The following is a 25,001-nucleotide window of genomic DNA, read 5'->3' as shown; positions in this document are numbered from 1 at the left end:
TCGCTACCCGGCGAGTTCGGCGAGTACCGCGTCGGTGAACCGCGGCCACGCCTCGGCGGCCCACGGACCGAACGCGCGATCGGTCAGGGCCACGCACGCCACGCCCGCGTCCGGGTCCACCCACAGGAAGGTGCCGGACTGGCCGAAGTGGCCGAAGGTGCGCGGCGAGCTGCGCGTGCCCGTCCAGTGTGGACTCTTGTGGGCGCGGATCTCCAAACCCAGGCCCCAGTCGTTCGGCTTCTGGTAGCCGAACCCGGGCAGCACGCCGTTCAGTCCGGGGAACACCACGGTCGTCGCTTCCGCCAGGGTCGCCGGGTCGAGCAGCTTCGGCCGCTGGAGTTCGGCGGCGAAGGACGCCAGGTCGGCCGCGGTGGAGACCGCACCTGCGGCGGGTGAGCCGTCGAGCCTGGTCGCGGCCATGCCCAGCGGCCCGAACAGTGCCTCGGCCTGGTATTCGGCGAAGTCGATGCCCGAATGGACGGCGAGGGAATCCGCGAGCTGCTCGAAGCCGGAGTTGGAGTACAGCCGCCGCGTGCCCGGCGCGGCCATCGCCTTGTGTTCGCTGAACGCCAGGCCCGAGGTGTGCGCCAGCAGATGCCGGACGGTGGAGCCCTCCGGCCCGGCCGGGGTGTCGAGTTCGACGACACCCTCCTCGATGGCGATCAGCGCGGTGTACGCGGTGAGCAGCTTGGTCACCGACGCCAACGGGAACGGCATCCGGACATCCCCGTGCTGCCCGAGTACCGCGCCGTCACCAGCACGCACCACCGCCGTGGCGGCGTTGTCCACCGGCCACTGGTCCACCACCCGCACACTTTCCATTCCCCCAGCCTACGAACCGGGCTTCGGGTGCCGCGCCAAGGCCGGAGTTATTCAGAACGTGTGTTGAGCACACTTGGTGACACAGCACGACACTGCCTAGTCCCCGGCCGGCGGCAAGCCCCAGGGCCGCCGCACCGGCGCGGGTGCGGCGGCCCTGACCGGCGAGCCTGCTACGGCCGGACGTCCCCGCCTTCGGAGACTTCGTCCTCGCGGCCCGGAGTACGCAGGTTCCACTTCTTGATCACCCAGGTGAAGACGAAGTAGTAGATCGCCGCATAGACCAGCCCGATCGGGATCAGCAGCCAGGCCTTGCTGGCCGCGGCGGCTCCCGCGTTGAGCGCGAAGTCGATCGCGCCCGCCGAGAAGGAGAACCCGAGATGGATGCCCAGCGCGTTGCACAGCGCCAGGGCCGCCCCGGTGAACACCGCGTGGAAGATGTACAGCGGCCACGCGACGAACATGAACGCGAACTCGATCGGTTCGGTCACGCCGGTCAGGAACGAGGTCAGGGCCGCCGAGATCATGATGCCGCCGACCACCTTCTTCTGCTCCGGCCGCGCGGTCCGCCAGATCGCCAGCGCCGCGGCGGGCAGCGCGAACATGAAGATCGGGAAGAAGCCGGTGGTGAACGAGCCCGCATGCGGGTCGCCGGCGAAGAAGTTGTTGATGTCGCCGCCCTTGAAGATGAACCACACCGGCACGTTGATCAGCTGGTGCAGACCGACCGGCAGGAGCAGCCGGTTGAGCATCCCGTATACCCCGCCACCGGCGACATCGTTGCTGGTCACCGCGTTGCCGAGATGCTGCATCACACTGTCGACAGCCGGGAAGATCAGGCCGAACACCACGCCGAGCAGCAGCAGCGCGAAGGAGTTGATGATCGGCACGAACCGGCGCCCGCCGAAGAAGGCCAGGTACGGCGGCAGCTTGACGCGGTGGAAACGCTGCCACAGCGCCGCGGTCACCAGCCCGACGACGATCCCGCCGAGCACGCTGTAGGGCCATTTGATCGGCTGCAGGTACCAGCCTTCCTTGAAGCCCTCCAGTTCGCTGATCGGTGCGAAGACCTGCACGACCTTGTTGAACACGACGAAGCCGACGACCGCGGCGACGCCGGTCGACCCGTCGCCCCGGCGGGCGAAGCCGACCGCGATGCCGACCGCGAAGAGCAGCGGCAGCCAGTCGAACAGGCCACCACCCGCGGCGGCGAGCACGGCGGCGACCTTCTTCGTCGCGTCCCAACGCCCCAGCAGGTCCTCCTGGCCGAGCCGGCTCAGCAGGCCGGCCGCGGGCAGGGTGGCGATCGGCAGCATGAGGCTGCGGCCGAAGCGTTGCAGCCCGGCAAGCCCCCGCCCTTTGCCTTGGGTTCCTTCCGCCGTGGTTGTCGTCACGGAATACCTCCCTGTTCGGTCGGGCTTGGGTCCAACTGCGTCGTCACCTGGTACCGGTCCCCCCGGTACCAGGACGTCATGTCCTCCACGGGCCGGCCGCGATGGCCGGAGACCCGGTGGAAGACCAGGAGCGGGTCACCGGCACGGATGCCGAGCAGCCGCGCGGTGTCGCGGTCGGCCGACTCGGCCCAGACGGTTTGCCGGGCGTGCGTGAACCGGATGCCGTAGTGGCGGGCGAGTTGCTCGTAGAGCGACCGGGTCAGGTCCGCCTCGAGCAGCCCGGGCACCTGCCCGGGGTGGTACCAGCCACGCTCGACCGCCAGCGGGACACCGTCGGCGAGCCGGAGCCGGACCAGCCGGTAGGCGGCCTCGCCGGCCCGCAGGCCGAGCGCGTCCACCGTTTGCTGGGGCGGGTTTTCGACCCCGCTGTGCAGCACTTCGGTGGTCGGGACCAGTCCGCGCCGCCGCATGTCACCGGTGAACGACATCAGGTACAGCTGCAACTCCATGCGCTGTGCCGCGGTGAAGGTGCCCTTCCCGCGGACCCGGGTGAGCAGCCCTTCGTCGACGAGCCGGCCGATCGCCGAGCGCACGGTCAGCCGTGACACGCGATAGCGCGTGGCGAGTTCGCGTTCGGACGGGATCGGCGAGCCGGGCGGAAGCTCCCGCTCGACTGCCCGGCGCAGGATTTCCCTGAGCTGAGCGTGTTTCGGCACCGGGCCGTCGACAACGCGGTCGGCATCGCCGGGAGTGGCGCGGTACGCGGTCACTTCGCCACCTCCTCCCAGATCTCGGCTTGGTTTCCCACCCTCGCCCAGGACGCCCGAGATTGGTACGTTCCGGTCTAGACCATTTCTCGATGGGGCAGAATGCTCCGCGACCCACCGGGGTGTCAACAGCCGTTACGGGTTCGTGCCCGTAACCAGAAATGAGGAGGCCGCCGTGGCGGACGACAGGCCGGAACGCATTCTCGCGGCGCTTGGCGGCGCGGAGAACGTCATCGACATCGAGGGATGCATCACGCGACTGCGCTGCGAGCTGGAGGACGGCTCGGTGGTCGACGAGGCGGCGCTGAAAAGGGCCGGCGCCCACGGCGTGATGAAGGTCGGTTCGGTGGTCCAGGTGATCGTCGGGCCCGAGGCCGACACCATCGCCGGCGACATTCAGGACTTGCTGTGAGCCTGCTGGTGGCCAGCCCGATCGCGGGCACGGTGATGCCGATGAGCGAGGTGCCCGACCCGGTGTTCGCGGAGGCGATGGTCGGCCCCGGGCTGGCGGTCGAGCCCGCGGGCGGACGGCAGGACGCGGTGGCCCCGGTCGACGGCACGGTGATCACCCTCCATCCGCACGCCTTTGTCATCGCGACCGAGGACGGCAAGGGCGTGCTGGTGCATCTGGGCATCGACACGGTGAAGCAGAAGGGCGATGGCTTCACCCTGCACGTGGTCAAGGGCGAGCCGGTGCGCGCCGGGCAGCCGCTGATCGGCTGGGATCCGGAGGCGGTGCGCGCGGCCGGATATTCACCGGTGGTGCCGGTGGTCGCGCTCGACGCGCAGCCCGGAATGCTGTCCGGATTCCGGGCCGCGGGCGAGGTGACCACCGGCGAGGCGCTCTTCGTGTGGACCTGACCCGGCACAGGCGGGCCACCACCGGTGACGAAGTCACGTGGTGACGATCTTCCCGTTGTCGACCTTGACCGGGATGGCGGACAGCGGCGCCTTTGCCGGGCCCCGCTGGACCGCGCCGGTGAGCGCGTTGAACTGCGAGCGGTGGCATGGACAGTTGAGATCTTCCCCGCTGGGCACCAAGGTGCAGCCCTCGTGGGTGCAGATCGCGCTGAAGGCGACCGCGTCGTGGTCGGACCGCCGGGTCACGATCGCCGGGTGGCCGTTCACCGTGACGGACTTGGCCTGGCCCACGGAGACGTCGGCCAGCGCGGCGACCACCGTCCCGGGAGCGGTGGACGGGGGTTGGGACCCGGCGGCTTTAGAACCGGCGTCGCCATCGCCGCAGGCGGCGAGCGCGACGGTGCCGGCGGCGGCACCGGCCGCGGCGACAGCAGTGGTCAGGACCATACGGCGGGTAGTCGTTTCATCACTCATACGCCTTCCCACGAAACTGTCCCCCTTCGGGTTCAAGGGGTTCCGGCATTGAACCGAGCCGGATGACACTCCGTGTAGGGGACGTAGGTTCCTTCCAGAGGAGGGGGACGAAAGGCGATGGTTGCGAAGGTCCTGCGCACCCTGGTGGTTCTCGGCTTGCTCGGTTCGGCCTGGATCCACTATGAACTGTGGCAGTTCCAGTACTTCTCCCAGGTCGACGTGATCGGCCCGTTGTTCCTGGTCAACGCCGCGTCGGGGGTGGTGATCGCGTTCGCGATCCTGGCCTGGCGGCACTGGTTGCCGGTGCTGCTGGCGATCGGGTTCGGCGCGTTGACGATGGTGGCGTTCGTGCTGTCCCTGCGCGCGGGCGGCTTCTTCGGCGTGCAGGAGGAGTTCACGCCGTCGTCACCCAACTGGCTGCCCGAGTTGTGGGCGGTCGTCACGGAGGCTGGTTGCGTGGTCTTCGGCATCGCGCTGCTGTCGGTGGAGGCTCGTTCGAAGCAGACTGTCGGGGTGTGAACAGACCGGTGTCGACTCGCGGCAACCACGCGCCCCGCGACCGCGGTCGTGTGCGAAATCGCGAAGAAACAGGGACGAGGGACGCCGGGGAAGACGAGCTGATGCGGGCGCTGCATGACGACCATGCGGCCGCGCTCTGTTCCTATGCCCTGAGACTGACCAACGGCGACCGGACCCGTGCCGAAGACGTGGTCCAGGAGACCCTCCTGCGTGCCTGGCGGAACCTGCCGGCACTGGACCAGTCCCAGCAGTCGGCGCGGGCCTGGCTGTTCACCGTGGCCCGCCGGATCGCCATCGACGGGTGGCGGTCGGCGGCGGCTCGCTCCGAGGTGAGCACCGACGCCCCGCCCGAAAGGCCGTTGCCGGACGATACCGAGCGGGCGTTGCAGGGCTGGCTGGTCGCCGAGGCACTGGCGGAACTGTCCCAGGCCCATCGTGAAGTGCTGGTGCTGTGCTTCTTCCAGGGCTATTCCGTGGCCGACGCGGCGCAGCGGCTGGGCATCGCACCCGGCACGGTGAAGTCACGGACGCACTATGCGCTGCGGGCGCTGCGGCTCGCGTTGGAGGAGAAGGGGGTCACCCAGTGAGCAGGCCGGACGATCCTTTCAAGACCTTCGACGCGGCCTACGTCCTCGGCGCGCTCTCGCCGGAGGACAGGGAAGCCTTCGAGCAGCATCTGAAGGAGTGCGCCGAATGTGACCGGGCGGTGCAGGAGATGGCCGGCCTGCCGGGCCTGTTGTCGCGGGTGACGCCGGAAATGCTCGACGACCGGGAGGCACCGGCGGACCTGCTGCCGTCGGCGCTTACGCGGGTCCGCCGAGCCCGGCGGCGCCGGGCACTCGCCGTGGCCGGGGGCTGGGTCACCTCCGTGGCGGCGGCCGCGGCGCTGGTCGCCGTGCTGATGCCCTCGAACGCGAGCCCGCCAGGCACCGCGATGACACCGCTCGGGCCCTACCCGGTGCAGGCCGTGGCCGCGGTGGAACCGATGCCAACGGGCGCGAGGGTCACCATGTCGTGCAGCTACCACGGCGCCGCCCAGGGCGCGGACTACCTGCTGGTGGCGCTGCGGGCGGACGGCACGGAGGCCCCGTTGGCGACCTGGTGGGCCGACCCCGACCGGACCGCGAAACTCTCCATCGGCACGAGCCTGTCCCCGGGGCAGATCCAAGCCCTGGAGATCCGCACCAAGAATGGCCGGACGGTACTGCGCTGGAACCCGTGAGGCGGTGCCGGCGACGAAGGGCAGGCGACGCGGAACGCGTTGCCGGTCAAGCCTTTCGTCGCCGACGAACCGGATGCGTTATACCTTTCGGGTAATCTCCGATTCTGATTTCGCACGAATGGTCCCATCGTTCGCCCCCATCCTTGCGGCCTGCCTTTCCGCGGTGAATTCTGGTTCTCGTGAACGAGGAACTTCTCATCATTTTCGCGATCGTCGGTGCCGGTGTCGGTGCGCTCGGCTGGCGGGTACTGCGCCGGGCGCGGTCGCCCGCGCCGGTTCCGGCCGCACCGGTGGTGGCCGCCACCGGCGCGTTGTCCGCTGTCGTGGGGTGGCGCTGGCTCGCGGGTGCCTGGCCGTCGTGGTGGCTGCCCGTGCCGTTGGTCCTCACCGGGCTCGCGGTGCCACTGGCGGTGGCGGATCTCCGGCATCGGCGCCTGCCGGATGTCCTGACGCTGCCGGCCTACCCACTGCTCGGTGTTGCGGTCGTGGTCTCGGCCCTGTCCGGGCCGGGTTCCGGATTGGCTGTGCGCGCCCTGCTGGCCGGGCTCGTGTTCGGCGGCTGTCACCTGCTGGTGCACGTCTTGTCTCGGCGATCACTCGGCGCGGGCGACGTCAAGCTGTCCGGCGCGCTTGGCATGGCCGTCGGTGCCGTCGGCTGGCCCGCGGTGTTCGTGGGGGCCGCCGTCGCCGCGGTCATCACGGTGCTGCTGTCCACCCGGCCCCGGTGGCGCGACGGTGTCCCGCACGGGCCCGGACTGCTGGGCGCCGCCTGGCTGGTGACGGTCTTCCCCGGGGCCGGATCGGAGGTGATCCGCTGGACCTGAGCCGCTCGCACGTCAGGGTGGCGGCGGCCCTTCTCAAGGACCTGACCAGGTTTCCTGTGAGGACCTGACCGGGTTTCCTGCGGAGTACTCGGTCGACGGATGGAGGTAGCGCGCAAGATCGCGGAGGAACACGCGAGGCGAGTATGGGCAGTTGAAGGCGCCGAGATGTGGCGTGACAGGATCGTTGAGTGTTGCGCTGGATGACCGCTGGTGAGTCGCACGGCCCGGCCTTGGCCGCCGTGCTGGAAGGAATGGTGGCCGGAGTCGAGGTCACCACCGCCGAGGTGGGCGCGCAGTTGGCGCGCAGGCGGCTCGGGTTCGGTCGCAGCCCGCGGATGGGCTTCGAGACCGATCACGTCGAGTTTCTCGGCGGGGTCCGCCACGGTGTCACCCAGGGCGGGCCCATCGCGGTGCACATCGACAACGCGGAATGGCCCAAATGGGAGAAGGTCATGGCCGCGGACCCGGTGGACCCGGCCGAACTCGCGGGTCTCGCCCGGAACGAGCCGTTGACCCGGCCTCGGCCCGGCCACGCCGACCTCCCCGGTATGCAGAAGTACGGCTTCGACGAGGCGCGTCCGGTCCTGGAACGGGCCAGTGCGCGGGAGACCGCGTCCCGCACCGCGCTCGGCACCGTTGCGCGGGCGTTCCTGCGCCAGCTCCTCGGTATCGAGATTCTCAGCCACGTGGTGTCGATCGGCGGCGCGGCGGCGGCCGACGGGCCGCTGCCGCGGCCCGAGGATCTCCCGGCGATCGACGAAAGCCCGGTCCGCGCGTTCGGGCCGGAGAGCACCGAGGCGATGGTGGCCGAGGTGGACGCCGTGCGGAAGGCCGGCGACACCGTGGGCGGGGTGATCGAGGTGATCGCGTACGGGCTGCCACCGGGGCTCGGCTCGCACGTGCACTGGGACCGGCGGCTCGACTCCAGGCTGGCCGGGGGACTGATGGGCGTGCAGGCCATGAAGGGCGTCGAGATCGGCGACGGCTTCACGACCGCGCGGCGGTGGGGGAGCCGGGCACACGACGAGATCGACCGCGGCTCCGGCCCGGCCGGGGTCACCCGCCGTTCCAACCGGGCCGGAGGCCTGGAAGGCGGCATCACCAACGGCGAGCCGTTGCGGGCGCGGGTGGCGATGAAGCCGATCTCGACCGTGCCCCGGGCGCTGGCGACGGTGGACGTCGCCACGGGCGAGCCGGCGGTGGCCATTCACCAGCGCTCGGACGTGTGCGCCGTGCCGAGGGCCGGAGTGGTGCTGGAGTCCGTGGTCGCCCTGGTGCTCGCCGACGCCGCGCTGGAGAAGTTCGGCGGCGACTCGCTGGCCGAGTCGAAGCGCAACGCCGAGGGCTACCTGAAGGCGCTGGAGGAACGGTGGTGAACGAGCCGACCGGCGACGACGCCGGTGCCCCCGCGGAATCGGCTGGGCCGCGGCCACGGGCGGACGGGCCGGTGCGCCCCAAGTCCTGCCTGGTGATCGCCGGACCACCCGGTTCCGGCAAGAGCACCGTGGGTTCGCTGCTGGCCGAGCGCCTCGGCGTGAGCTTCCGGGACAGCGACGAGGAAATCGTCGCCCGCGCCGGACGGTCCATTTCGGACATCTTCGCCGAGGACGGCGAAGAAGCCTTCCGCGGGCTCGAGGAGGAGGTCATCGCGGCCGCGCTCGCCGAGCACGACGGCGTGCTGTCCGTGGGCGGGGGAGCGGTGCTCCGGCCCGGCACCCGGGAACGGCTGCGCGCGCACCGGGTCGTGTTCCTCAACGTGGGGTTCGCGGCTGGGCTCCGGCGGGTCGGCCTGTCCACGGCCCGGCCGCTGCTGGCCGGGGTGAACCCGCGCGCCACCTACCGATCGCTGCTGGAAGCCAGGCTGCCGGTCTACCGCGAGGTGGCCACGATCGAGATCGACACGGACGAGCGCAGCCCGGACGAGGTCGTGGCCGCGATCATGCACGAACTCGACGACAGGTTGGAGAAAGCGCGATGAGTGGCCCGGTGCCGAGCCGCGGCGACCAGTCGGCGGCCGAGCCGGTGCGGATCACGGTGAAGACCGCGCGGCCCTACGACGTGGTGATCGGCCGTGGGCTGCTGGACGAGCTCGGCGAGGCGGTCCGGGACGCGTCGCGGGTCGCGCTGATCCATCCGCCGACGCTCACCACGACCGCCGAGGCGATCCGTGGCGAGCTCGCCGGCCGCGGGCTGGACGCGCATCGCGTCGAGATCCCCGACGCCGAGGATGGCAAGGCACTGCGGGTCGCCGGCTTCTGCTGGGACGTGCTCGGCCAGATCGGGCTCGACCGGCGCGGCGTGGTGGTCGGGCTCGGCGGTGGCGCGGTGACCGACCTCGCCGGGTTCGTGGCCGCCACCTGGATGCGCGGCGTCCGCCTGGTGAACGTGCCCACCACCCTGCTGGGCATGGTCGACGCGGCGGTCGGCGGCAAGACCGGGATCAACACCGACGCGGGCAAGAACCTGGTCGGCGTGTTCCACGAGCCGAGCGTGGTGCTGGCCGACCTGACCACCCTGGAGACCCTGCCGCGCAACGAGCTGATCGCCGGGATGGCCGAGGTCGTCAAGGCCGGCTTCATCGCCGACCCGCGCATCCTCGAGGAGATCGAGCGCGACCCGGCCGCCGCGGTGGATCCCGCCGGCACGGTGCTCGGGGAACTCGTCCGGCGCTCGATCCAGGTCAAGGCCGACGTGGTCGCCGCCGACCTGCGCGAGTCGGACCTGCGGGAGATCCTCAACTACGGGCACACCCTCGGGCATGCGATCGAGCGGCGCGAACGCTACCGGTGGCGCCACGGCGCCGCGGTGAGCGTGGGGCTGGTGTTCGCCGCGGAACTGGCCCGGCTGGCCGGCCGGCTCGACGACGCCACCGCGGACCGGCACGCCGCCGTGCTGAAACTACTCGGCCTGCCGACCACCTACGACCCGGACGCCCTGCCCCAACTGCTGGAAACCATGCGCAGCGACAAGAAGACCCGGTCGGGGGTCCTTCGGTTCGTGGTGCTCGACGGGCTGGCCAAGCCAGGCCGGCTGGAAGGCCCGGACCCGGCCCTGCTGGCCGCGGCCTACTCCGCGGTGGCGGCCGAGGGGCCGTCCGGCACGGGGACGGTGCTGCTGTGAAGATCTTCGTGTTCAACGGGCCGAACCTCGGCCGGCTGGGTAAACGCGAACCGGCCGTCTACGGCTCCACCACGCACGCCGACCTCGCCGAACTGTGCGTGCGGACCGGCGCCCAACTCGGCGTCGAGGTCGAGGTCCGGCAGACCGACCACGAAGGCGAGCTGGTCGGGTGGCTGCACGAGGCGGCCGACGGCGGAAACCCCGTCGTCCTCAACGCGGGCGCGTGGACGCACTACTCGATCGCGGTGCGGGACGCGGCGACGCAGCTGACCGCCCCGCTGATCGAGCTGCACATCTCGAACGTCCACAAGCGGGAGCCCTTCCGGCACCACAGCGTCCTCTCGGACGTCGCGACCGGGGTTGTCGCCGGCCTCGGCGTCGACGGGTACCCGCTGGCCGTGCGGTGGCTGGCGTCCAACGCGGCGTGAGCGGTTCCCGGCCCGGCCGCCGCGATCAGGGCGACCGCCGCGCGCCCGCAGGGTGGCCGCATGGCGGCGGCTCCCGTTCCATGCATGGCGCCCGTCACGGAAACGTTTTTGTGACGCTGCGACCGCTACGGTGAGCGATGTCCGGCGCCGCTGTCACCCGAGCGGGGCAGCGGATCTTTTGGACTGTCCAGGCCATCGGCCGTGGTTTGTCCAGTGACTGTGTGGAAAGCGGAGGCTACGGTTGGCGATGCGCGGTGGTCGGTGGCGGCTGGTCGGTGTCCTGTTCACGGCGGTACTCGCCGTGGCCGGGCTCGCCGGCTGCTCTGGTGACGCGCTACCCGAGGCGGAGGGAGCAGGCCACGCCGGCGGCATCGGCGGCGATCGTGGCGATCCGGTTCCCCCGCAACCGGTGGACATCCCACTCACCACCGACGCCGGCCGGGCCAGCGGCGGCGTGGTCGCGGCGGGCGCGCCCGGCGCCCCGTACAACTACGGCCCGACGGTGATGGTCGACGGCGACCGGACGCGAGTGTGGTGGTGCAGCCAGTACCCGTCGGCCCCGCCACCCGGCGACGACATCCTCTACGGCGAGTCGGCCGCCCTGGACGGGCCGTTCACCGGTCCCGGCGGGGCCGCCCCGGTGGCCGTGTTGTCCGGAAATCCCGGGCATTTCGACGGCCAGCATACCTGTGACCCGTCGGTCATCCGGGTCGACGGCACCTACTACCTGTACTACACGGGGGCGGCCGGCGATCACGCGCTGGGCAATTCGATCGGGCTGGCCACCAGCCGCGACGGCATCACGTGGACGCGTGCGGACGGCGGGAACCCGATCGTCGCCCCAGCCGGGGACGTGCACCGCGACAACACTTACGGCGCGGGACAACCGGCGGTGGTGTACCTCGACGGCTGGTTCTACCTGATGTTCACCGACACCACCGGCGGCGCCGCGGGCTGGAACGGTGCCGGTCAGTTTCTGGTGCGCTCCAAGGATCCCGCGTTCGCCACCGGCGTGCAGTCCTTGGGGGACAACGGTTTCACCCCCGTGCCCTCGACCGCGACCCCGCGCACCCGGTCCGTCGTGGACGCGTTCAGCGCGGACCTGATGTGGGTCGACGCGCTCAACGCCTTCGCCATCGCGCACGAGACCCAGGACGGCACCACGATCACGTTCTACAACCGCGCTTTCACCTTCACCCCCTACCGCCCGGTGGTCGTTCCCGGTCCGTGGGAGGAAGGCCCGGGCCTGGCGCGCGGACCCGCCGGGCACGCGCCGGTCTCGGTCGCCGACCCGTGCGGCCGGGTGCCGGTGGACATCCTGCGCGCGACCGTGATCGGGCAGGCGAACGCGCCGACCGACCTGCGCCACTTCGGGGTGGACATCACGGGAGTGAGTGGTTGTGCCACGCGGGCGCAGGCGCTGGCCGTGCTGAACGGGTTCGCGATGCCGTCGCCGGTGCGCACGATGGATCTCGTCGTGGAGGGCAGGCTCGTCCGGTTCGACCGCCGTTCGGTCGCCGAGCGGCTCGCCCGGAAAGTGCTGGACCGCCGGATCGACGTGCTCGACGAGGTTCCGGTGGCCGGGCACATCTCCTCGGGCACCCCGGCGGTCGAGGCTCCCGGCTACGGGGTCGGCCTGATCGTCGACGGCCGGCTGTGGCCGGTCGGCTCGGCCGACGTGGTCGCGCTCAACGGCTCGACGGTCGAACCCATCACCGCGGCTCAATGGCTCGGTTACCCGATGGGCCCAGCGCTGTGAAAACCGCGGTGAAAACCGCCGTGAAACACTGAAAGCCCGTCTTTTCTTCTCCGTCGTGGGATCTTCTTGTTACCCTCGGACGAAAACCGGCTACCGAAAGATGCGGTCAATGGCACGGCTCGTGGCGTGGTTGAGGGGCAACGCCGACGGTTTTCTTGCCCTGGTGATCGCGGCGGTGGTCGCGCTGCTCGGCGTGCTGGACGTGTTCGGCACCGAACAGGTCAACGCCGCCATCCTGCTGACCCTCGCGCTGCTCGCGACGACCCTGCTGCGGGACCGCTGGTTCGCCGCCCGCGCCTTGGCCCAGACCACTGCGGTCCGGTTGGTCACCGGCCCGGAGGTCGGCCGCGTGCACGCGGACGCGCACCACGAGACCGAGCAGTGGATGTTCAAGGGCGGCACCGGAACCTACCTGAGGGCGGTGACGCTGCCGGAATGCGTGGAAAACGCGCGGCGCGCCAAGCGTCCGTTGCGCGTGCAGGTGGAGATCATCGACCCCGCAGACCAGGCGCTGTGTCACGAATACTCCCAATACCGCCTTTCGCTGACGCCGGGCCCGGACCGCACCGGTGACACGTGGACTCTCGACCGCACTCGCAAGGAGGCGTTCGCGACGATCCTGGCGGCCTGCTGGTACCGGCAGCGGTTCACCTTCCTCAAGATCGAAGTGGGGCTGTCGAAGGTGATGACCACCTTCCGGTGGGACATCTCGTCAAGCTGGGTGATCATGACTCAGGAGGATCCGGCCGCGCCGGCGCTGCTGTTCGAGAAGGGCAAGCCGCACTACCGCGCCTACAGCCGGGAGCTGATGGCGAGCTTCGAGCAGACCCGGCAGATCGACGTCGGCCGGGCCAGGGACCTGCAGCTGTCCGACGAGCCGTCGGTGGAGGAGGCGCGCAAGCTGTTCGCCGTGCTTGACCTGGAGTTGCCGGGATCGTTCACCGACCGGGACGTCGCGGACATCGTGCGCCGGGCCATTCAACCGAAGAACCCCTACTGGTGAACCGCGCCATGTACGAGACGATTTACGGGGCCCTGGCCGGAACCGCGGCGGGCATGAACGTTCCACAGTGGACGATCGAAACGATGCGCGAAGTGGCGGCCGGGCGTAGTGACGTCCGCGCGGTCCGGCATCCGCTGGGTTTCGTGTGCCTCCCGCTGGAACGGGCGGGCGAGCGGGGCGTCTGCGTACACGTGTGGAGCGCGCAGTTGCGCGCCGGCCAGGCAACGACCTCGACGGTGCACGCACACAGCTGGGACCTGGTCAGCTATGTCCTTTATGGAAGGTTGCGCAACGAACTCGTCGACGTGGCCGACGACCTGGAAGCGCCCACGCACCGGCTGTGCGAGGTCAGCAGTGACGCGGCGGGAGACGAGATCAGGCGCACCGGCCGGCTGGTCCGCCGGGGCGGCAGTGTGAGCGAAGTGCACCAGCGGGGCGACGTTTACGGGCTGCCGGCCGGCGTGTTTCATGAGACCGTACCGGAAGGGGAGACGGCGACCGTCGCGCTCGGTAGTGGCCGGCCGGGAGCGGTGGACCTCGCTCTCGGTGGACTGCACACTGGAACACATCGGGTCAGGCGGCAGCTGTGCGACCGGCACGAGACGGCCCACGCGGCCACGGTGGTCCTCGAACGGATCGGACAGGTCGGACAACCTCGAGCGGAGGACCCATGCGGGTGCACGAAACGCTGACGCGGGGGTCACGCCGCACCGGGGCGATGGCACCGTCCGATCAGGACGGTCCGGAGGATCTGGCCGAGCTGGAGCGGGCCAGATCGGTCGCGGTGGAGGCGGTGGAAGAGGCGGGACAGCTGCTTCTCGCCCGGGTGACCGGGTCGCTGGGGGTGCGCACCAAGAGCGCGACCGGGGACATCGTCACCGACCTCGACCTGGCCGCCGAACGGATCATCGTGGACCGGATCCGCGCCGCCTTCCCGCGGCACCGGATCGTCGCCGAGGAATCGGGCCTGCTGGACGCGGCCGACGACTCGTGGGTGTGGCTGGTGGATCCGTTGGACGGTACGAACAACGTCGCGATCGGTCTGAGCAATTACGTGGTCGGTGTGGCGCTGTGTCGCGATGGGCTGCCGGTGTTGGGTGTCGTGCACGATCCGGTGCGCGGCGAGAGCTGGTCGGCGATCGGCGGGCACGGCACGCGGGGACCGGGCGGGACGGTCCGGCCCGGGTACCGGATGGCGGAACATCCCGTGCTGGCCTGGGCGCAGGGCTATGAGGTCGGCCGGGACAACGAGGCGGCCCGTGCCCTGCGGGTGGTGCTGGAGTCGAGTTCGCGCCGGGTGCTGCAGCTGTGGGCGCCGCTGCTGGCGTGGGTGATGCTGGCCAGGGGCGACATCGACGGTTTCGTCGGCTACCGGGCCGAGGCGATCGATTTCCCGGCGGGGAGCCTGATCGCCCGCGAGGCCGGCATCTCGGTGTGCGGCTTCGACGGCGAACCGTTCGACGAGCGCATCGACCTCGGCCACGACCGCAGCTTCGTGGCGGGGCATCCGGAGGCCATTCCCGGCCTGCTGGAGCTGGTTCGCTCCGCCGAGAGGATCACCATCGCCGGGCTACCGCGTTGACCACAGCGCGGCGATGCTCGCGGCCAGCGCCACCACGGCCAGGCCGAGACCGGTGCGCATGAACCGGCCCATCGATACACGCAGGCCGTGGTGCCGGCAGGATTCCAGGCACAGCAGGGTTGCCAGCGACGCCCACGGGGTGACGATCGGCCCGACGTTGGTGCCGATCAGCAGGGCCAGCAGCTGGTCGTGGTTCGCCGCCGGAACCACCGCCTCGCCCGCGGTGTAGGCGGGCAGGTTGTTGACCACGTTGGACAGTCCGGCGCCCGCCGCACCGGCGCGGAACGCGTCGAGCGCACTGCCGTCGGTGCCGATCAGCGCGGTCATGACCTCGCTGAGCCCGAACCGGCTGAGCGTGGGCACCACCAGGAACAGCCCGGTCACGAAGATCAGCAGCTCCCACGGGATCAGCTGCCACCGCAGCTTTTCGCGGTCGAGGAAGGCGTACGCGAGGACCACGACCGCCGCGGCGCCGGCGGCGGCGTAACCGATCTCGTCGCGGATCAACGGGATCGCCGCGATGAACAGCAGGCAGGCGCCGCCGCTGATCCACAGCAGCGCGCGCTGCCGCGGCTCGGTGAGCTTGACCGGTGGTGGGGGCAGGTAGCGGTCCTCACCGCGCCGGTCGCGCCGCCAGTAACACAGCCAGAGGAACAGCATGGTGGCGGCGAGCGAGGCCAGCTGGGGCGCCCACATGCGGGCGGCGAAATCGGGTGCGGCGAGCGCGACCCGGTTGGCGGCCAGCAGGTTCGTCAGGTTGGACACCGGCAGCAGCAGGCTCGCCGTGTTGGCCAGCCAGATGGTGGTCATGGCCAGCGGCAGCGCGGCGATCCGTGCTCTCGGCGCCAGTGCGAGGAAGACCGGGGTGAGCAGCACCGCGGTGGTGTCGAGGTTGAGCACCACGGTCGTGAGGGTCGCGAACACCACGCAGAGCACGAACAGCACCAGGTAGTTGCCCCGGCCGAAGATCGCCACCCGGGTGGCGATCACGTCGAAGACCAGCGCCTGCCTGGCGAGCTTGGCGAGCACGATGACACTGCCGAGGAACAGCAGCAGGGGGGCGATCCGCCGCATGTTGGCGGCCGCCTCGTCCCTGGGCAGCAGCCCGGTCGCCACGCACAGCAGCCCGGCGGCCAGCAGCCCGATCCTGACCCAGGTCAGCGCGCTCGGTTTCGCCAGCGCCTGGCGTACTCCGGTGGTCACGCGCGCGAGTCTGCCGGGTGGCGGTCCGCCGCGTTCAGCGAGGTCACCGGACGCGCCCGGGCTTCGGCGAGAGAGCACGCTCGCATGATCGCAACCCGAATGGCCGATGGGCAATCGTCCACCAGTGCGGCGATACTGCCGCTATGGTCGGGCACGGGGAGCGGGTGGATCCCGAACGCCCGATCGATTTCTTCATCAGCTATTCGCCGGCCGACGAACGCTGGGCGTCGTGGATCGCCTGGCAGCTGGAGGCGGCCGGGCATCGCACGCTGATCCAGGCGTGGGACTTCGTGCCGGGCACGAACTTCATCGACTTCATGCACCGCGGGATCCGGGATGCCGCGGTGGTCGTCGCGGTGCTGTCGCGCAACTATCTCAAGTCGCGGTACGGGACGCTGGAATGGCAGGCGACCCTGCGCACCGACCCGGGAAAGCTGGTCACCGTCCGGATCGAGGACTGCCCGGTGGACGGGCTGCTCGCCACCATCACCTGGGTGGACCTGGCCGGCCTCGCCGAGGAGCACGCGGCGCGCCAGACGCTGCTCGGCCGCCTGCGGGAGACGCTCGACGGCCGGGCGAAACCCGCCGTGGAGCCGGGGTTCCCGACCGGCTCGCCGCAGCTGCCCGAACCGCCGCGAGTGCCGTCGGCCGCCGAGCCGTCGCGCACGCGCCGCACGCCGCTGGCCGAGCCGGCCTACCCGCCCGCCGGGCTGTCTGCCCCGGCGGGGCGCGACAGCGTGACCGTGCTGCACGTGCCCGGTCCCCGGTTCGGGCGCGGCACCGTCGGCGCCGGGGAGCCGCTGACCGCGAGCGAGCTGCAGTCCCGCATCCGGGCCAACGTCAGCCGGCTCACCGACTCCGGCGTGCCGGAACCGGACCTGATCGTGGTCAGCGGGGACCTGACCGAGTCGGCCCGGCCCGCCCAGGTGGACGAGGCGTTGAACTTCCTCGCCGGGCTGCGCGTCCTGCTCGGCCTGGAACCGCACCGGATGATCGTCGTGCCGGGCCGGCGTGACGTGTCGAAGGCCGCCTGCCACGCGTATTTCCTGCAGTGCGAGTCCCGGGACCGGCAGCCGCAGGAGCCCTATTTCCCGAAGCTGGAGCAGTTCGCCGAGCTGTTCGGCGAGCTTTACCAGGGACTCGACGGCCCGGTGTTCGACATCGCCCAGCCCTGGACGTTGTTCGCGATTCCCGAGCTGCGGGTCGCCGTCGCCGGCATGAACTCGACCATGGCGGCCAGCCACCGCCCGGAGGACGACTACGGCCAGCTCGGCGAGGCGCAGGCCGCGTGGTTCGCCGAACGCCTGCGGCCCTTCGAGAGCTCGGGCTGGCTGCGCCTCGGCGTGCTCTGCCACGATCCCACGCCCGGCGGGCGGCTGCCGGGCCCCGACCCGGTGCTGCTGGCCGATGCCGACCTGCTCGACCGCCTGCTCGGCGGCCGCCTCAACCTGGTGTTGCACGGTCCCGGACCCGGTGGCACGCGTATCGACTTCCTCGACTCCGGCCTGCCCGCGGTGTCCGGCGCGGGTCCCGGCCGCGACGAGATCATCCAGGTGACGGCCGAGGGCCTGCGGCGGTTCTCGGTCCAGGAGGACCGCGTCGGGGAGCGGGCCGAGCGGCTGGCGCGGAAGTGGCAGGCGGTCGGTGCCGCGTTCACCGCGCCCGCCACCGGCGTCGCCGAGTTGGGCGGGCAGGTGCCCGGGCCGGAACCCGAGCTTCTCCCGGCGACGGATCCGCACGGCCGGCTCCTCGACCGGGTCGCCGAGGTCTGCGCGGCCCGTTACGAGAACGCCAAGATCCGGCGGATCGATGCGAAGCCGCCGCACCTGCTCGTGACCCGCCAGAACGAACGCATCACCGCCCAGTGGCGGGTCGGCGCGCACGCCGGCGAGGTGACCCGGGAGGTGGTCGACGACTTCCTCCGGCATGATCCGCCGCCCGGTTCCGAGCTCGTGTTCCAGGGCCCGGCACCGGCCCGGAGCCTGCGGGACGAGACCGCGCGCCGGGGCGTCCGGCTGCGCAGCTTCACCGAGTTCCAGGGCCTGCTCGACCTGGACGAGTACGTCGCCGAGCAGACCATGCGGCTGCGCACCGACCGCCGCTACCCGCCGGATCTCTATGTGCCGCAACGGTTCCGCGAGCTGGATCGCCCGGACAACGACGTGCGCGACGACCTCGCCGACGAGCTGGTGCGCCTGGTCACCGGCGATTACGGGCGGTTCGTGCTGGTGCTGGGCGACTTCGGCCGGGGCAAGACGTTCGTGCTGCGGGAGGTGGCCCGGCGGATCGCCGAGACCGTGCCGGCGGTGATCCCACTGCTGATCGAGCTGCGCGAGCTGGACAAGGCGCACACGGTGGACGGGCTGGTCGCGGCGCACCTGGCCAACCACGGCGAGGAGCTGATCGACCTCAAGGCCCTGCACTACATGCTGCGCGAGGGCCGGATCGTGCTGCTGTTCGACGGTTTCGACGAGCTGGTCACCCGGGTCACCTACGAGCGCGCGGCGGACCATCTGGATACCCTGCTGCAGGCGGCGCGGGACAAGGCGAAGATCATCATCGCCAGCCGCACCCAGCATTTCAAGTCGCACGCCCAGGTGTTCACCGCGCTCGGCGAACGGGTGGGGCTGATGCCGCACCGGCGGATCTTCGGCATCGAGGACTTCACGCCCGAGCAGATCCGCAGTTATCTGGTCAACCGCTACGAAGGTGACGAGGAGAAGGCCGAGGCGAGGCTGGCGCTGATCAGCGGTATCCAGGATTTGCTCGGCCTGTCCCGGAACCCGCGCATGCTGAGCTTCATCGCCGACCTCGACTCCGAACGCGTGCAGGCGGCGGTGCGCGCCCGGCACACCCTCTCGGCGGCGGGCCTGTACCGCGAGATCCTCCAGAACTGGTTGACGTTCGAGGCACGCCGCGCCGAAGGCGGACCCGGTTCGGTGCACGGTCTCGATCTGGACGATCTCTGGCTGGCGGTGACCACGCTGGCGCTGCGGCTGTGGGAGGCCGGCGAGTCCTTCATCGGTCTCGCCGAGCTGCACGAGGTCGCGGACACGCTGTCCGGCCTGGCCGGTGGGCGCCTTTCGCGGTCGCAGACCGCGCACGCGGTCGGCGCGGGCAGCCTGCTCGTGCGCACCGACGACGGGCTCTTCGGGTTCATCCACGTTTCGGTGATGGAATGGCTGGTGGCCAACGCCATCGCGGGCCAGTTCTTCAGCGGTGTCACGGCGCCGCGGGAGCTCGCCCGGCGGCCGCTTTCGCAGCTGACCATCGATTTCCTGTGCGACATCGCGGATACCCGGGCGTGCCAGGCGTGGGCCGATGGCGTGCTGGCCGACCGGCGAGCGAGCGACGCGGCCCGGACCAACGCGATCAAGGTGACCACCCGCCTGCGCACCCCGGCCAGCGCCGATCTGCGGGGCGCTTCGCTGCAGGGCGAGGACCTGTCCTACCGCGATCTGCAGGAGGTCGACCTCACCGGCGCCGACCTGAGCCGGGCCCGGCTGGTCGGGACCAACCTGACCCGTGCCGTGCTGCGCGACGCCTGCCTGGTCCGGGCGCGACTGGACGAGGCACAGCTGGCCGGGGCGGACCTGCGCGGCGCCGACCTGACCGGAGCCCGGTTGCGCGGGGCCGACCTGACCGGTGCGGCGGTGACCGGGGCCCGCTGGCGCCGCGCCGCCCTCATCGCCGCGACTGGCCTTCCGGACGCCCGCGAGCTGCACGGGGCGGCGATCGCGCCCGGGCAGCAGGTGGACACGGAGCTGGCCCCGTCGTCGATCGGCGTGCGGCACGGCTTTCACGCGGAGTTCGGCCGGCTGCCGCAGGTACTCGCCTACAGTCCGGACGGCGGCACGCTGGCGATCGGCAGCGACGACGGCGGGGTGCTGATCTGCGACACCGCGAGCGGCCTGCCCCTGCGGACCCTGCAGGGCCACCGGGACCGCGTGTATTCCGTCACCTACGGCGAGAACTTCCTGGTCACCGGGTCCGCCGACGGCAACGTGCGGGTGTGGGACGCGGCCACCGGCGACCCACTGCTGATCTTGGAGGGGCACCACGAGTGGCCGTGGCCGGTGGTGCTCGACCCGTCGGGCGAACGGCTGGCCACCGGCGACGCCGACGGCGTGCTGCGGCTGTGGGACCTGCCGAGCGGTCGGCTCCGCCACGAGCTGCCCGGCGGGCGTGGCTTCATCTTCAGCATGGCGTTCCACGGCGAGAAGCTGGCGACCTCGTACTCCGACGGCAGCGTCCGGTTGTGGGACACCGCGAGCGGCGCGTCGCTGGGCGAACTGACCGGTGCGGAGGGCTCGGTGTACCGGGTGGCGTTCAGCCCGTCCGGGGACCTGCTGGCCACCGGGGGCCAGGACGGGGCGGTCCGGCTCTGGGACCCGCGGACCGGCCGCGGACTGGCCGACCTGCCGGGGCACACCGGCGGGGTCTACACGCTGGCCTTCCATCCGGCGGGGCGACGGCTGGTCAGCGGCGACACCGACGGCGGAGTCCGGGTCTGGGACCTGGACGAAAAGCAGTGCGCGCGGATTCTGGCAGGGCACCCGGCGGCGATCTACTGGGTCACCTTCAGTCCCTCCGGCGCTCTGGTGGCCACCGGCGACAGCGCGGGCACGGTCATCCTGTGGGACGGCGAGACCGGCCAGGTCCGGCACCGGCTGACCGGCCACCTCGGCTCGGTGTGGCCGTTCGCGTTCCGGCCCGACGGCGGGCAACTCGCGATCGGCGACGACCAGTTCACCACGCGCCTGTGGGACCCGGAGACCGGCCAGTGCCGGCACACCCTGACCGGGCATGGACGGCGGGTCACCGGGGTGCGGTTCTCCGCCGACGGCTCCCTGCTGGCCACCACCGGCAACGACGGTGTCGCGCGGCTGTGGGACCCGGTCACCGGCCGGCAGGTGGAAGAGCTGTTCGGCTCGCCGGACCGCCTGCTCACCGTGGAGGACACCGCGTTCAGCCCGGCCGCGCCCCGGCTGGCCACGGTCACCAACGACGGCCGGATCAACCTGTTCAACGTGGACACCGGGGGCTACGAGCGGCATCTCAACGTGGAGTCCGCGCCGGTGTGGACGGTGGCGTTCAGCCCGTCCGGCGACGAGCTGGCGACCGCGAACGACGACGACACGGTCCGGATCTGGTACCGGATCACCGGGCGGCTCCTGCAGACGCTGGCCGACCACCACGGCCGGGTCCGCTCGATCGCGTTCAGCCCGGACGGGAAGTGGCTCGCCACCGGGTGCGACGACTCGAAGGTGCGGCTGTGGGAGGCCGGCACCGGCCGGCTGGTGCGTGTCCTGTCCGGGCACACCGACCGGGTGTACTCGGTGGCCTTCGGCAACGGCGTGCTGGCCAGCGCCTCGTGGGACACCACGGCCCGGGTCTGGGACCTGGAGACCGGGCGGGTGCGGCAGGTGCTCACCCGGCACATCGACCGCCTGCGCACGCTGGCGTTCAGCCCGTCCGGGGGCCTGCTCGCCACCGCCGGCAACGACCTGGTGATCCACCTGTGGGATCCGGAGACCGGGGCGCACCTGCATACCCTCGTCGGGCACAACCGGGACGTGCTGTCCGTCCAGTTCAGCCCGTCCGGCGACCTGCTGGCCAGCGCCGGTGACGACGGGACCGTGCGCCTGTGGTCGGTGACGGGGCGCGAGGCCCATGCCCGGCTGACCCTGCTCGGCCTGCCGGAGGGGTGGGCGGCGCTGGCCCCGGACGGCCGGTACAAGCTCGACGGCGATCCCGGCGGCCAGTTCTGGCACGTGATCGGGATGTGCCGGTTCGAGACCGGTGAGCTGGACGCCAGCCTGCCGGGCATCCGCCGCCTCCCCATCGACGTCCCGTTCTGAAAACTGTTTCCCACGTTCTCGGCCCGCGACGGTGAGCGTTGTCTTACGATCAGTCACCTGTCGAGGAGTGAGGGTCGATGAGGCAGTTCATGACCTGGGTCAAGACCAATGCGGAAAGCGCGGTCGCGCTGCTGCTCGCGATCTTCATCAGCGTGCTGGGCGTGGTGGACCTGGTTCCGTCCGACCTGATCGCCAAGGTCATCCCGTTGACCCTGGGCGTGATCGCGTTCGCGATGCTGCGGGAGCGGTGGCGGCAGGAGACGTCGAATGCCGATCTGCACCGCTCGCTGCTGTCCTCGAACGCGGATCTGCACCGCTCGATCACGTCCTCGAACGCCGAACTGCATCGCACGATCTCCGAACGGCTGTCGATGGTGGCCGGGGTGCGGATCGCCGCGGGGATCGAGGCTACCGAGGCGCTGGCCAAGGCGCGCGCGGAAACCGACCGCTGGATCTTCAAGGGCGGCACGGGCACCCACACCCGGGTGGTCACGTTGCCGGCCTGCGCACGAGCCGCGGACGAGCAGAGCCGGACCCTGTCGATCCGGATGGAGATCATCGACCCGTCCGACGCCGGCCTGTGCGAGCGTTATGCCGAGCTCTACCGCAATCTCGCCGAGGACGCCAACGACCACGCCCTCACCTGGACCGGCAAGGGAACCCAGATCGAGTCGTTCGCGACGATCCTGGCCGCCTGCTGGTACAAGCAGAACTACGACCACCTGCTGGACGTCCACGTCGGTCTGTCGTCGACGCTGTCGACGTTTCGCTGGGACCTGTCGTCCACCTGCCTGATCATCACGCAGCGGGGGCCGCAGTTCCCCGCGATGATCGTCGACCGGGGACGGCCGCACTACAACAGCTGGGACGTGGAACTGAAGACGAGCTTCGGCGAGTCCCGCAAGGTTCCGATCGACGACGCGCTGCGTGGGATCAGGCTAGGCCGTGAGCCCGGCATCCCGGTGGTGCGCAAGATGTTCGAGCAGGGAAACGTCCCGCTGCCGGACGACTACGAAGACGCCGACGTCGCCGACATCATCCAGAAAGCGCTTCACGACAGGGACCCCTACGTCGGGGGAGCCGGCGACAACCTGACCGGCACGCCGGCTCGGTCATTCGCCGGCTGAGGGCGTGCCGGCCGCCTTCCGGGGTTGCAGGCGAGGGCCGACGAACATGCCGAGCCCGGCCGGGATCAGGACGAGCAGCGCGGTGAACGCGGCCCCGCCGGACAGCGCCGGCCACAGTTCGCCGGTCCCGCTCTGGTCCACGAACACGGCTCGGCCGACCACATAGAGGATCCCGGACACCGGGCCGGAGACGAGCGCGGCGATCAGCCAGGTCCGCCCGAGATCCGGGCGGCGGCGCCAGCCGTCGATCGCGCCCCACGACGCCGCGGCGCCGACGAGCAGCGCGATCGCCAGAATTCGGTAGCCGGCCAGGCCGGTCGGCTCGTACACCGCCGCCTTCGCCAGCGTGGTTTCGGCGATCGCGTGCGCCAGTGCCATGCCGAGAGCTCGGGTCAGCCAGGGCCGCATCGCGCCACTCTAACCGGTCTCACCGGCGCTCGATGGCCGGATCATCCAGTCCGTTGCCCAAGCGGCCGGATCGACTCGGGCCGGGCGAGGATCAGCTCGAAAATCCGGGCTTACCGCATCCGGAGATGTCCTTCCCCGAATACTTGGGCGATGTCAAGTGGTGGGTGCGCCGGTAGTTTCGAGTAGGAGTTTGTCGAGTACTTCGGTGGGATTGCGCCAGTTGAGGGTTTGGCGGGGTCGGTCGTTGAGTTCGTCGGCTACGGTGTCGAGTTCGGCTTGGCTGTAGACGGACAAACAATTTGCCGGAACTGTCGACACCGGTTCCCTTCGACGGCTTCCTCGCCTATGACACCGACGAAATCCTCGCCCTGGCGCCGTGACCGACCCCGGGGCAGGACGAGCCCGCCGTCGAGAGTTTCGTCGTAGCTGCGCAGCAACCTTGGTGCGCACCCGGCGTGCGTGCTTGATCATCCGCCTCGGGGTTCCGCGTCGTGGCCGAAGCCCTAAGCTGGTTTGGTGCCCGAACTTCAGCTGGCCCGGCGCGATGCGCTGCGCGCCGAGCTCCGCGAAGCCGACGTAGCTGCCTTGCTCGTCACCGACCTGGTCAACATCCGCTACCTGACGGGTTTCAGCGGTTCCAACGCGGCCCTGTTGCTGCATGCAGAAGACGAGCAACGCACCGTCTTCTGCACCGACGGCCGCTACACCACCCAATCCGCCGCCGAGGTGCCCGACCTGGAACGCGTGACGGACCGCGAAAGCGCTGCCGCGCTACTCAAACGCGCCGCCGGGCAGGTGGGAAGCTACCGCCGCGTGGGCTTCGAGAGCCACCACGTGAGCGTCGAGAGCTACCACACCTACGCCGCGATCGCCGGCGGGATCGAACTCGCGCGCACACCGGGCCGGGTCGAGCGGCTGCGGATGGTCAAGGACGAGACCGAGATCTCCGCGCTGCGGGCGGCCTGCGCGGCGGCCGACCGCGCGCTGGCCGATCTGCTGGAGCGCGGCGGGATCCGGCCCGGCCGCACCGAGCGCGAGGTGGCGCGCGAGCTGGAAAATCTGATGCTCGACCACGGTTCCACCGGCCCGTCCTTCGACTCGATCGTGGCCGCGGGGGCCAACTCGGCGATTCCGCACCACGCGCCCACCGGCAAGGTCCTGGGGCCGGGTGAGTTCGTCAAGCTGGACTTCGGGGCGACCGTGGACGGCTATCACTCCGACATGACCAGGACCGTGGTGATCGGCCGGCCGGCGGACTGGCAGCGAGAGCTTTACGAGCTGGTGCACCAGGCGCAGGCCAGCGGTGTCGCGGCGGTGCTGCCGGCCGGTGACCTGGCCGAGATCGACAAGGCGGCGCGGCAGGTGATCGAGCAGGCGGGTCACGGTGAGGAGTTCTCCCACCCCCTCGGGCACGGAGTGGGGTTGCAGATCCACGAGGCGCCCCGCCTGGCGTACAACGCCGCCGGTACACTCTCCGTCGGTATGACCGTTACCGTGGAGCCAGGCGTCTACCTCGCCGGCCGCGGTGGCGTCCGCATCGAGGACACGCTGGTCGTGCGGGAATCCGCACCCGAAATCCTCACTCTGAGCAGCAAGGAACTCGTGGCCGTCTAGCGCGGCCCGCGAACGA

Annotated in this window: 23 protein-coding genes; 17 read left to right on the top strand and 6 right to left on the bottom strand. The window is 70.8% G+C overall.

The features are described 5' to 3' along the window. Positions 1 to 3 precede the first annotated feature (3 nt). From A3CU_RS0101455 to A3CU_RS0101445, 3 genes are all read right to left on the bottom strand, one after another. Positions 4 to 822, bottom strand: a complete 819-nt coding sequence (locus A3CU_RS0101455; RefSeq protein ID WP_027940757.1) for a serine hydrolase domain-containing protein — start codon at positions 820 to 822, stop codon at positions 4 to 6. Positions 823 to 992: 170 nt separating this feature from the next. Beyond that, positions 993 to 2,213, bottom strand: a complete 1,221-nt coding sequence (locus A3CU_RS0101450) for a PTS transporter subunit EIIC (RefSeq protein ID WP_027940756.1) — start codon at positions 2,211 to 2,213, stop codon at positions 993 to 995. Continuing rightward, positions 2,210 to 2,983: a GntR family transcriptional regulator gene (locus A3CU_RS0101445; RefSeq protein ID WP_027940755.1), complete on the bottom strand. Its 774-nt coding sequence runs from the start codon at positions 2,981 to 2,983 to the stop codon at positions 2,210 to 2,212. Before A3CU_RS0101445 ends, A3CU_RS0101450 begins: the two co-directional genes overlap by 4 nt. A 172-nt stretch (positions 2,984 to 3,155) precedes the next feature. On the opposite strand from A3CU_RS0101445, the gene A3CU_RS0101440 reads away from it, so the two are divergent. Both A3CU_RS0101440 and A3CU_RS0101435 read left to right on the top strand, forming a co-directional pair. Then, positions 3,156 to 3,392 (top strand): PTS sugar transporter subunit IIB, encoded by a 237-nt coding sequence (locus A3CU_RS0101440; protein ID WP_027940754.1) that lies wholly within the window; start codon positions 3,156 to 3,158, stop codon positions 3,390 to 3,392. After that, positions 3,389 to 3,841: a PTS sugar transporter subunit IIA gene (locus tag A3CU_RS0101435; protein ID WP_027940753.1), complete on the top strand. Its 453-nt coding sequence runs from the start codon at positions 3,389 to 3,391 to the stop codon at positions 3,839 to 3,841. The genes A3CU_RS0101440 and A3CU_RS0101435 overlap by 4 nt, the downstream gene beginning before the upstream one ends. A 33-nt stretch (positions 3,842 to 3,874) precedes the next feature. Here the strand turns inward: A3CU_RS0101435 and A3CU_RS0101430 are convergent, their stop codons facing one another. Continuing rightward, positions 3,875 to 4,315 carry a QcrA and Rieske domain-containing protein gene (locus A3CU_RS0101430; RefSeq protein WP_027940752.1) on the bottom strand — a complete coding sequence of 147 codons (441 nt, stop codon included), beginning with the start codon at positions 4,313 to 4,315 and terminating at the stop codon, positions 3,875 to 3,877. Positions 4,316 to 4,432: 117 nt separating this feature from the next. On the opposite strand from A3CU_RS0101430, the gene A3CU_RS0101425 reads away from it, so the two are divergent. The 12 genes from A3CU_RS0101425 to A3CU_RS0101370 all read left to right on the top strand — a co-directional run bounded on the left by A3CU_RS0101425 (position 4,433) and on the right by A3CU_RS0101370 (position 14,772). Further along, positions 4,433 to 4,834, top strand: a complete 402-nt coding sequence (locus A3CU_RS0101425; RefSeq protein ID WP_027940751.1) for a hypothetical protein — start codon at positions 4,433 to 4,435, stop codon at positions 4,832 to 4,834. A gap of 50 nt (positions 4,835 to 4,884) precedes the next feature. Beyond that, a complete protein-coding gene (locus A3CU_RS0101420) occupies positions 4,885 to 5,421 on the top strand; it encodes a sigma-70 family RNA polymerase sigma factor (protein ID WP_281174073.1) in 537 nt (178 codons plus the stop codon). Next, positions 5,418 to 6,056 (top strand): anti-sigma factor family protein, encoded by a 639-nt coding sequence (locus tag A3CU_RS0101415; protein WP_027940749.1) that lies wholly within the window; start codon positions 5,418 to 5,420, stop codon positions 6,054 to 6,056. Before A3CU_RS0101420 ends, A3CU_RS0101415 begins: the two co-directional genes overlap by 4 nt. Before the next feature lie 179 nt (positions 6,057 to 6,235). Then, positions 6,236 to 6,880, top strand: coding sequence for a prepilin peptidase (locus A3CU_RS0101410; RefSeq protein WP_027940748.1), 645 nt, complete (start codon positions 6,236 to 6,238; stop codon positions 6,878 to 6,880). Positions 6,881 to 7,068: 188 nt separating this feature from the next. Then, on the top strand, positions 7,069 to 8,256 hold the full coding sequence (aroC, locus tag A3CU_RS0101405) for a chorismate synthase (RefSeq protein ID WP_027940747.1): 1,188 nt from the start codon (positions 7,069 to 7,071) through the stop codon (positions 8,254 to 8,256). A gap of 92 nt (positions 8,257 to 8,348) precedes the next feature. Next, positions 8,349 to 8,858, top strand: a complete 510-nt coding sequence (locus A3CU_RS0101400; protein ID WP_027940746.1) for a shikimate kinase — start codon at positions 8,349 to 8,351, stop codon at positions 8,856 to 8,858. Then, positions 8,855 to 10,000 carry a 3-dehydroquinate synthase gene (gene aroB, locus A3CU_RS0101395; protein ID WP_052371355.1) on the top strand — a complete coding sequence of 382 codons (1,146 nt, stop codon included), beginning with the start codon at positions 8,855 to 8,857 and terminating at the stop codon, positions 9,998 to 10,000. The genes A3CU_RS0101400 and aroB overlap by 4 nt, the downstream gene beginning before the upstream one ends. Beyond that, positions 9,997 to 10,428, top strand: coding sequence for a type II 3-dehydroquinate dehydratase (gene aroQ, locus A3CU_RS0101390; RefSeq protein ID WP_027940744.1), 432 nt, complete (start codon positions 9,997 to 9,999; stop codon positions 10,426 to 10,428). The genes aroB and aroQ overlap by 4 nt, the downstream gene beginning before the upstream one ends. A 247-nt stretch (positions 10,429 to 10,675) precedes the next feature. Further along, positions 10,676 to 12,187, top strand: a complete 1,512-nt coding sequence (locus A3CU_RS0101385) for a glycoside hydrolase family protein (protein WP_245616840.1) — start codon at positions 10,676 to 10,678, stop codon at positions 12,185 to 12,187. A gap of 109 nt (positions 12,188 to 12,296) precedes the next feature. Beyond that, positions 12,297 to 13,190, top strand: coding sequence for a hypothetical protein (locus tag A3CU_RS0101380; RefSeq protein WP_027940742.1), 894 nt, complete (start codon positions 12,297 to 12,299; stop codon positions 13,188 to 13,190). A gap of 8 nt (positions 13,191 to 13,198) precedes the next feature. Beyond that, entirely contained in the window at positions 13,199 to 13,882 is a 684-nt protein-coding gene (locus tag A3CU_RS43020) for a hypothetical protein (protein WP_052371395.1), read from the top strand. Further along, entirely contained in the window at positions 13,861 to 14,772 is a 912-nt protein-coding gene (locus A3CU_RS0101370; protein WP_211246306.1) for an inositol monophosphatase family protein, read from the top strand. The genes A3CU_RS43020 and A3CU_RS0101370 overlap by 22 nt, the downstream gene beginning before the upstream one ends. Here the strand turns inward: A3CU_RS0101370 and A3CU_RS0101365 are convergent. Then, positions 14,761 to 15,975 carry an ArsB/NhaD family transporter gene (locus A3CU_RS0101365; RefSeq protein WP_027940740.1) on the bottom strand — a complete coding sequence of 405 codons (1,215 nt, stop codon included), beginning with the start codon at positions 15,973 to 15,975 and terminating at the stop codon, positions 14,761 to 14,763. The two genes, A3CU_RS0101370 and A3CU_RS0101365, sit on opposite strands and share 12 nt — an antisense overlap. Before the next feature lie 143 nt (positions 15,976 to 16,118). On the opposite strand from A3CU_RS0101365, the gene A3CU_RS0101360 reads away from it, so the two are divergent. Continuing rightward, positions 16,119 to 21,836 carry a WD40 domain-containing protein gene (locus tag A3CU_RS0101360; RefSeq protein WP_043840465.1) on the top strand — a complete coding sequence of 1,906 codons (5,718 nt, stop codon included), beginning with the start codon at positions 16,119 to 16,121 and terminating at the stop codon, positions 21,834 to 21,836. 77 nt (positions 21,837 to 21,913) lie between these two features. Beyond that, positions 21,914 to 22,963: a hypothetical protein gene (locus A3CU_RS43015; RefSeq protein WP_052371354.1), complete on the top strand. Its 1,050-nt coding sequence runs from the start codon at positions 21,914 to 21,916 to the stop codon at positions 22,961 to 22,963. On the opposite strand, the gene A3CU_RS0101350 is transcribed toward A3CU_RS43015, so the two are convergent. After that, the gene (locus tag A3CU_RS0101350; protein WP_169739576.1) at positions 22,949 to 23,371 is read right to left on the bottom strand and encodes a B-4DMT family transporter; all 423 of its coding nucleotides are present in this window, start codon (positions 23,369 to 23,371) and stop codon (positions 22,949 to 22,951) included. The two genes, A3CU_RS43015 and A3CU_RS0101350, sit on opposite strands and share 15 nt — an antisense overlap. Positions 23,372 to 23,887: 516 nt before the next feature. On the opposite strand from A3CU_RS0101350, the gene A3CU_RS0101335 reads away from it, so the two are divergent. Then, the gene (locus A3CU_RS0101335; protein ID WP_027940737.1) at positions 23,888 to 24,985 is read left to right on the top strand and encodes a M24 family metallopeptidase; all 1,098 of its coding nucleotides are present in this window, start codon (positions 23,888 to 23,890) and stop codon (positions 24,983 to 24,985) included. The last annotated feature ends 16 nt before the right edge of the window (positions 24,986 to 25,001 follow it).

The sequence above is a fragment of the Amycolatopsis taiwanensis DSM 45107 genome (assembly GCF_000519205.1).
GTDB classification, from domain to species: Bacteria; Actinomycetota; Actinomycetes; order Mycobacteriales; family Pseudonocardiaceae; genus Amycolatopsis_E; species Amycolatopsis_E taiwanensis.
The sequence above is the reverse complement of the archived record's forward strand: the minus strand, read 5'-3'. Positions and strand labels throughout refer to the sequence as shown.

Excerpts from the sequence above, each read along its gene's own strand:
- A3CU_RS0101455 (WP_027940757.1), bottom strand. The coding sequence starts at position 822 with ATGGAAAGTGTGCGGGTGGTGGACCAGTGGCCGGTGGACAACGCCGCC.
- A3CU_RS0101430 (WP_027940752.1), bottom strand. The coding sequence starts at position 4,315 with ATGAGTGATGAAACGACTACCCGCCGTATGGTCCTGACCACTGCTGTC.
- A3CU_RS0101425 (WP_027940751.1), top strand. The coding sequence starts at position 4,433 with ATGGTTGCGAAGGTCCTGCGCACCCTGGTGGTTCTCGGCTTGCTCGGT.
- aroB (WP_052371355.1), top strand. The coding sequence starts at position 8,855 with ATGAGTGGCCCGGTGCCGAGCCGCGGCGACCAGTCGGCGGCCGAGCCG.
- A3CU_RS0101385 (WP_245616840.1), top strand. The coding sequence starts at position 10,676 with ATGCGCGGTGGTCGGTGGCGGCTGGTCGGTGTCCTGTTCACGGCGGTA.
- A3CU_RS0101380 (WP_027940742.1), top strand. The coding sequence starts at position 12,297 with ATGGCACGGCTCGTGGCGTGGTTGAGGGGCAACGCCGACGGTTTTCTT.
- A3CU_RS43020 (WP_052371395.1), top strand. The coding sequence starts at position 13,199 with ATGTACGAGACGATTTACGGGGCCCTGGCCGGAACCGCGGCGGGCATG.
- A3CU_RS0101370 (WP_211246306.1), top strand. The coding sequence starts at position 13,861 with ATGCGGGTGCACGAAACGCTGACGCGGGGGTCACGCCGCACCGGGGCG.
- A3CU_RS0101360 (WP_043840465.1), top strand. The coding sequence starts at position 16,119 with ATGGTCGGGCACGGGGAGCGGGTGGATCCCGAACGCCCGATCGATTTC.
- A3CU_RS43015 (WP_052371354.1), top strand. The coding sequence starts at position 21,914 with ATGAGGCAGTTCATGACCTGGGTCAAGACCAATGCGGAAAGCGCGGTC.
- A3CU_RS0101350 (WP_169739576.1), bottom strand. The coding sequence starts at position 23,371 with ATGCGGCCCTGGCTGACCCGAGCTCTCGGCATGGCACTGGCGCACGCG.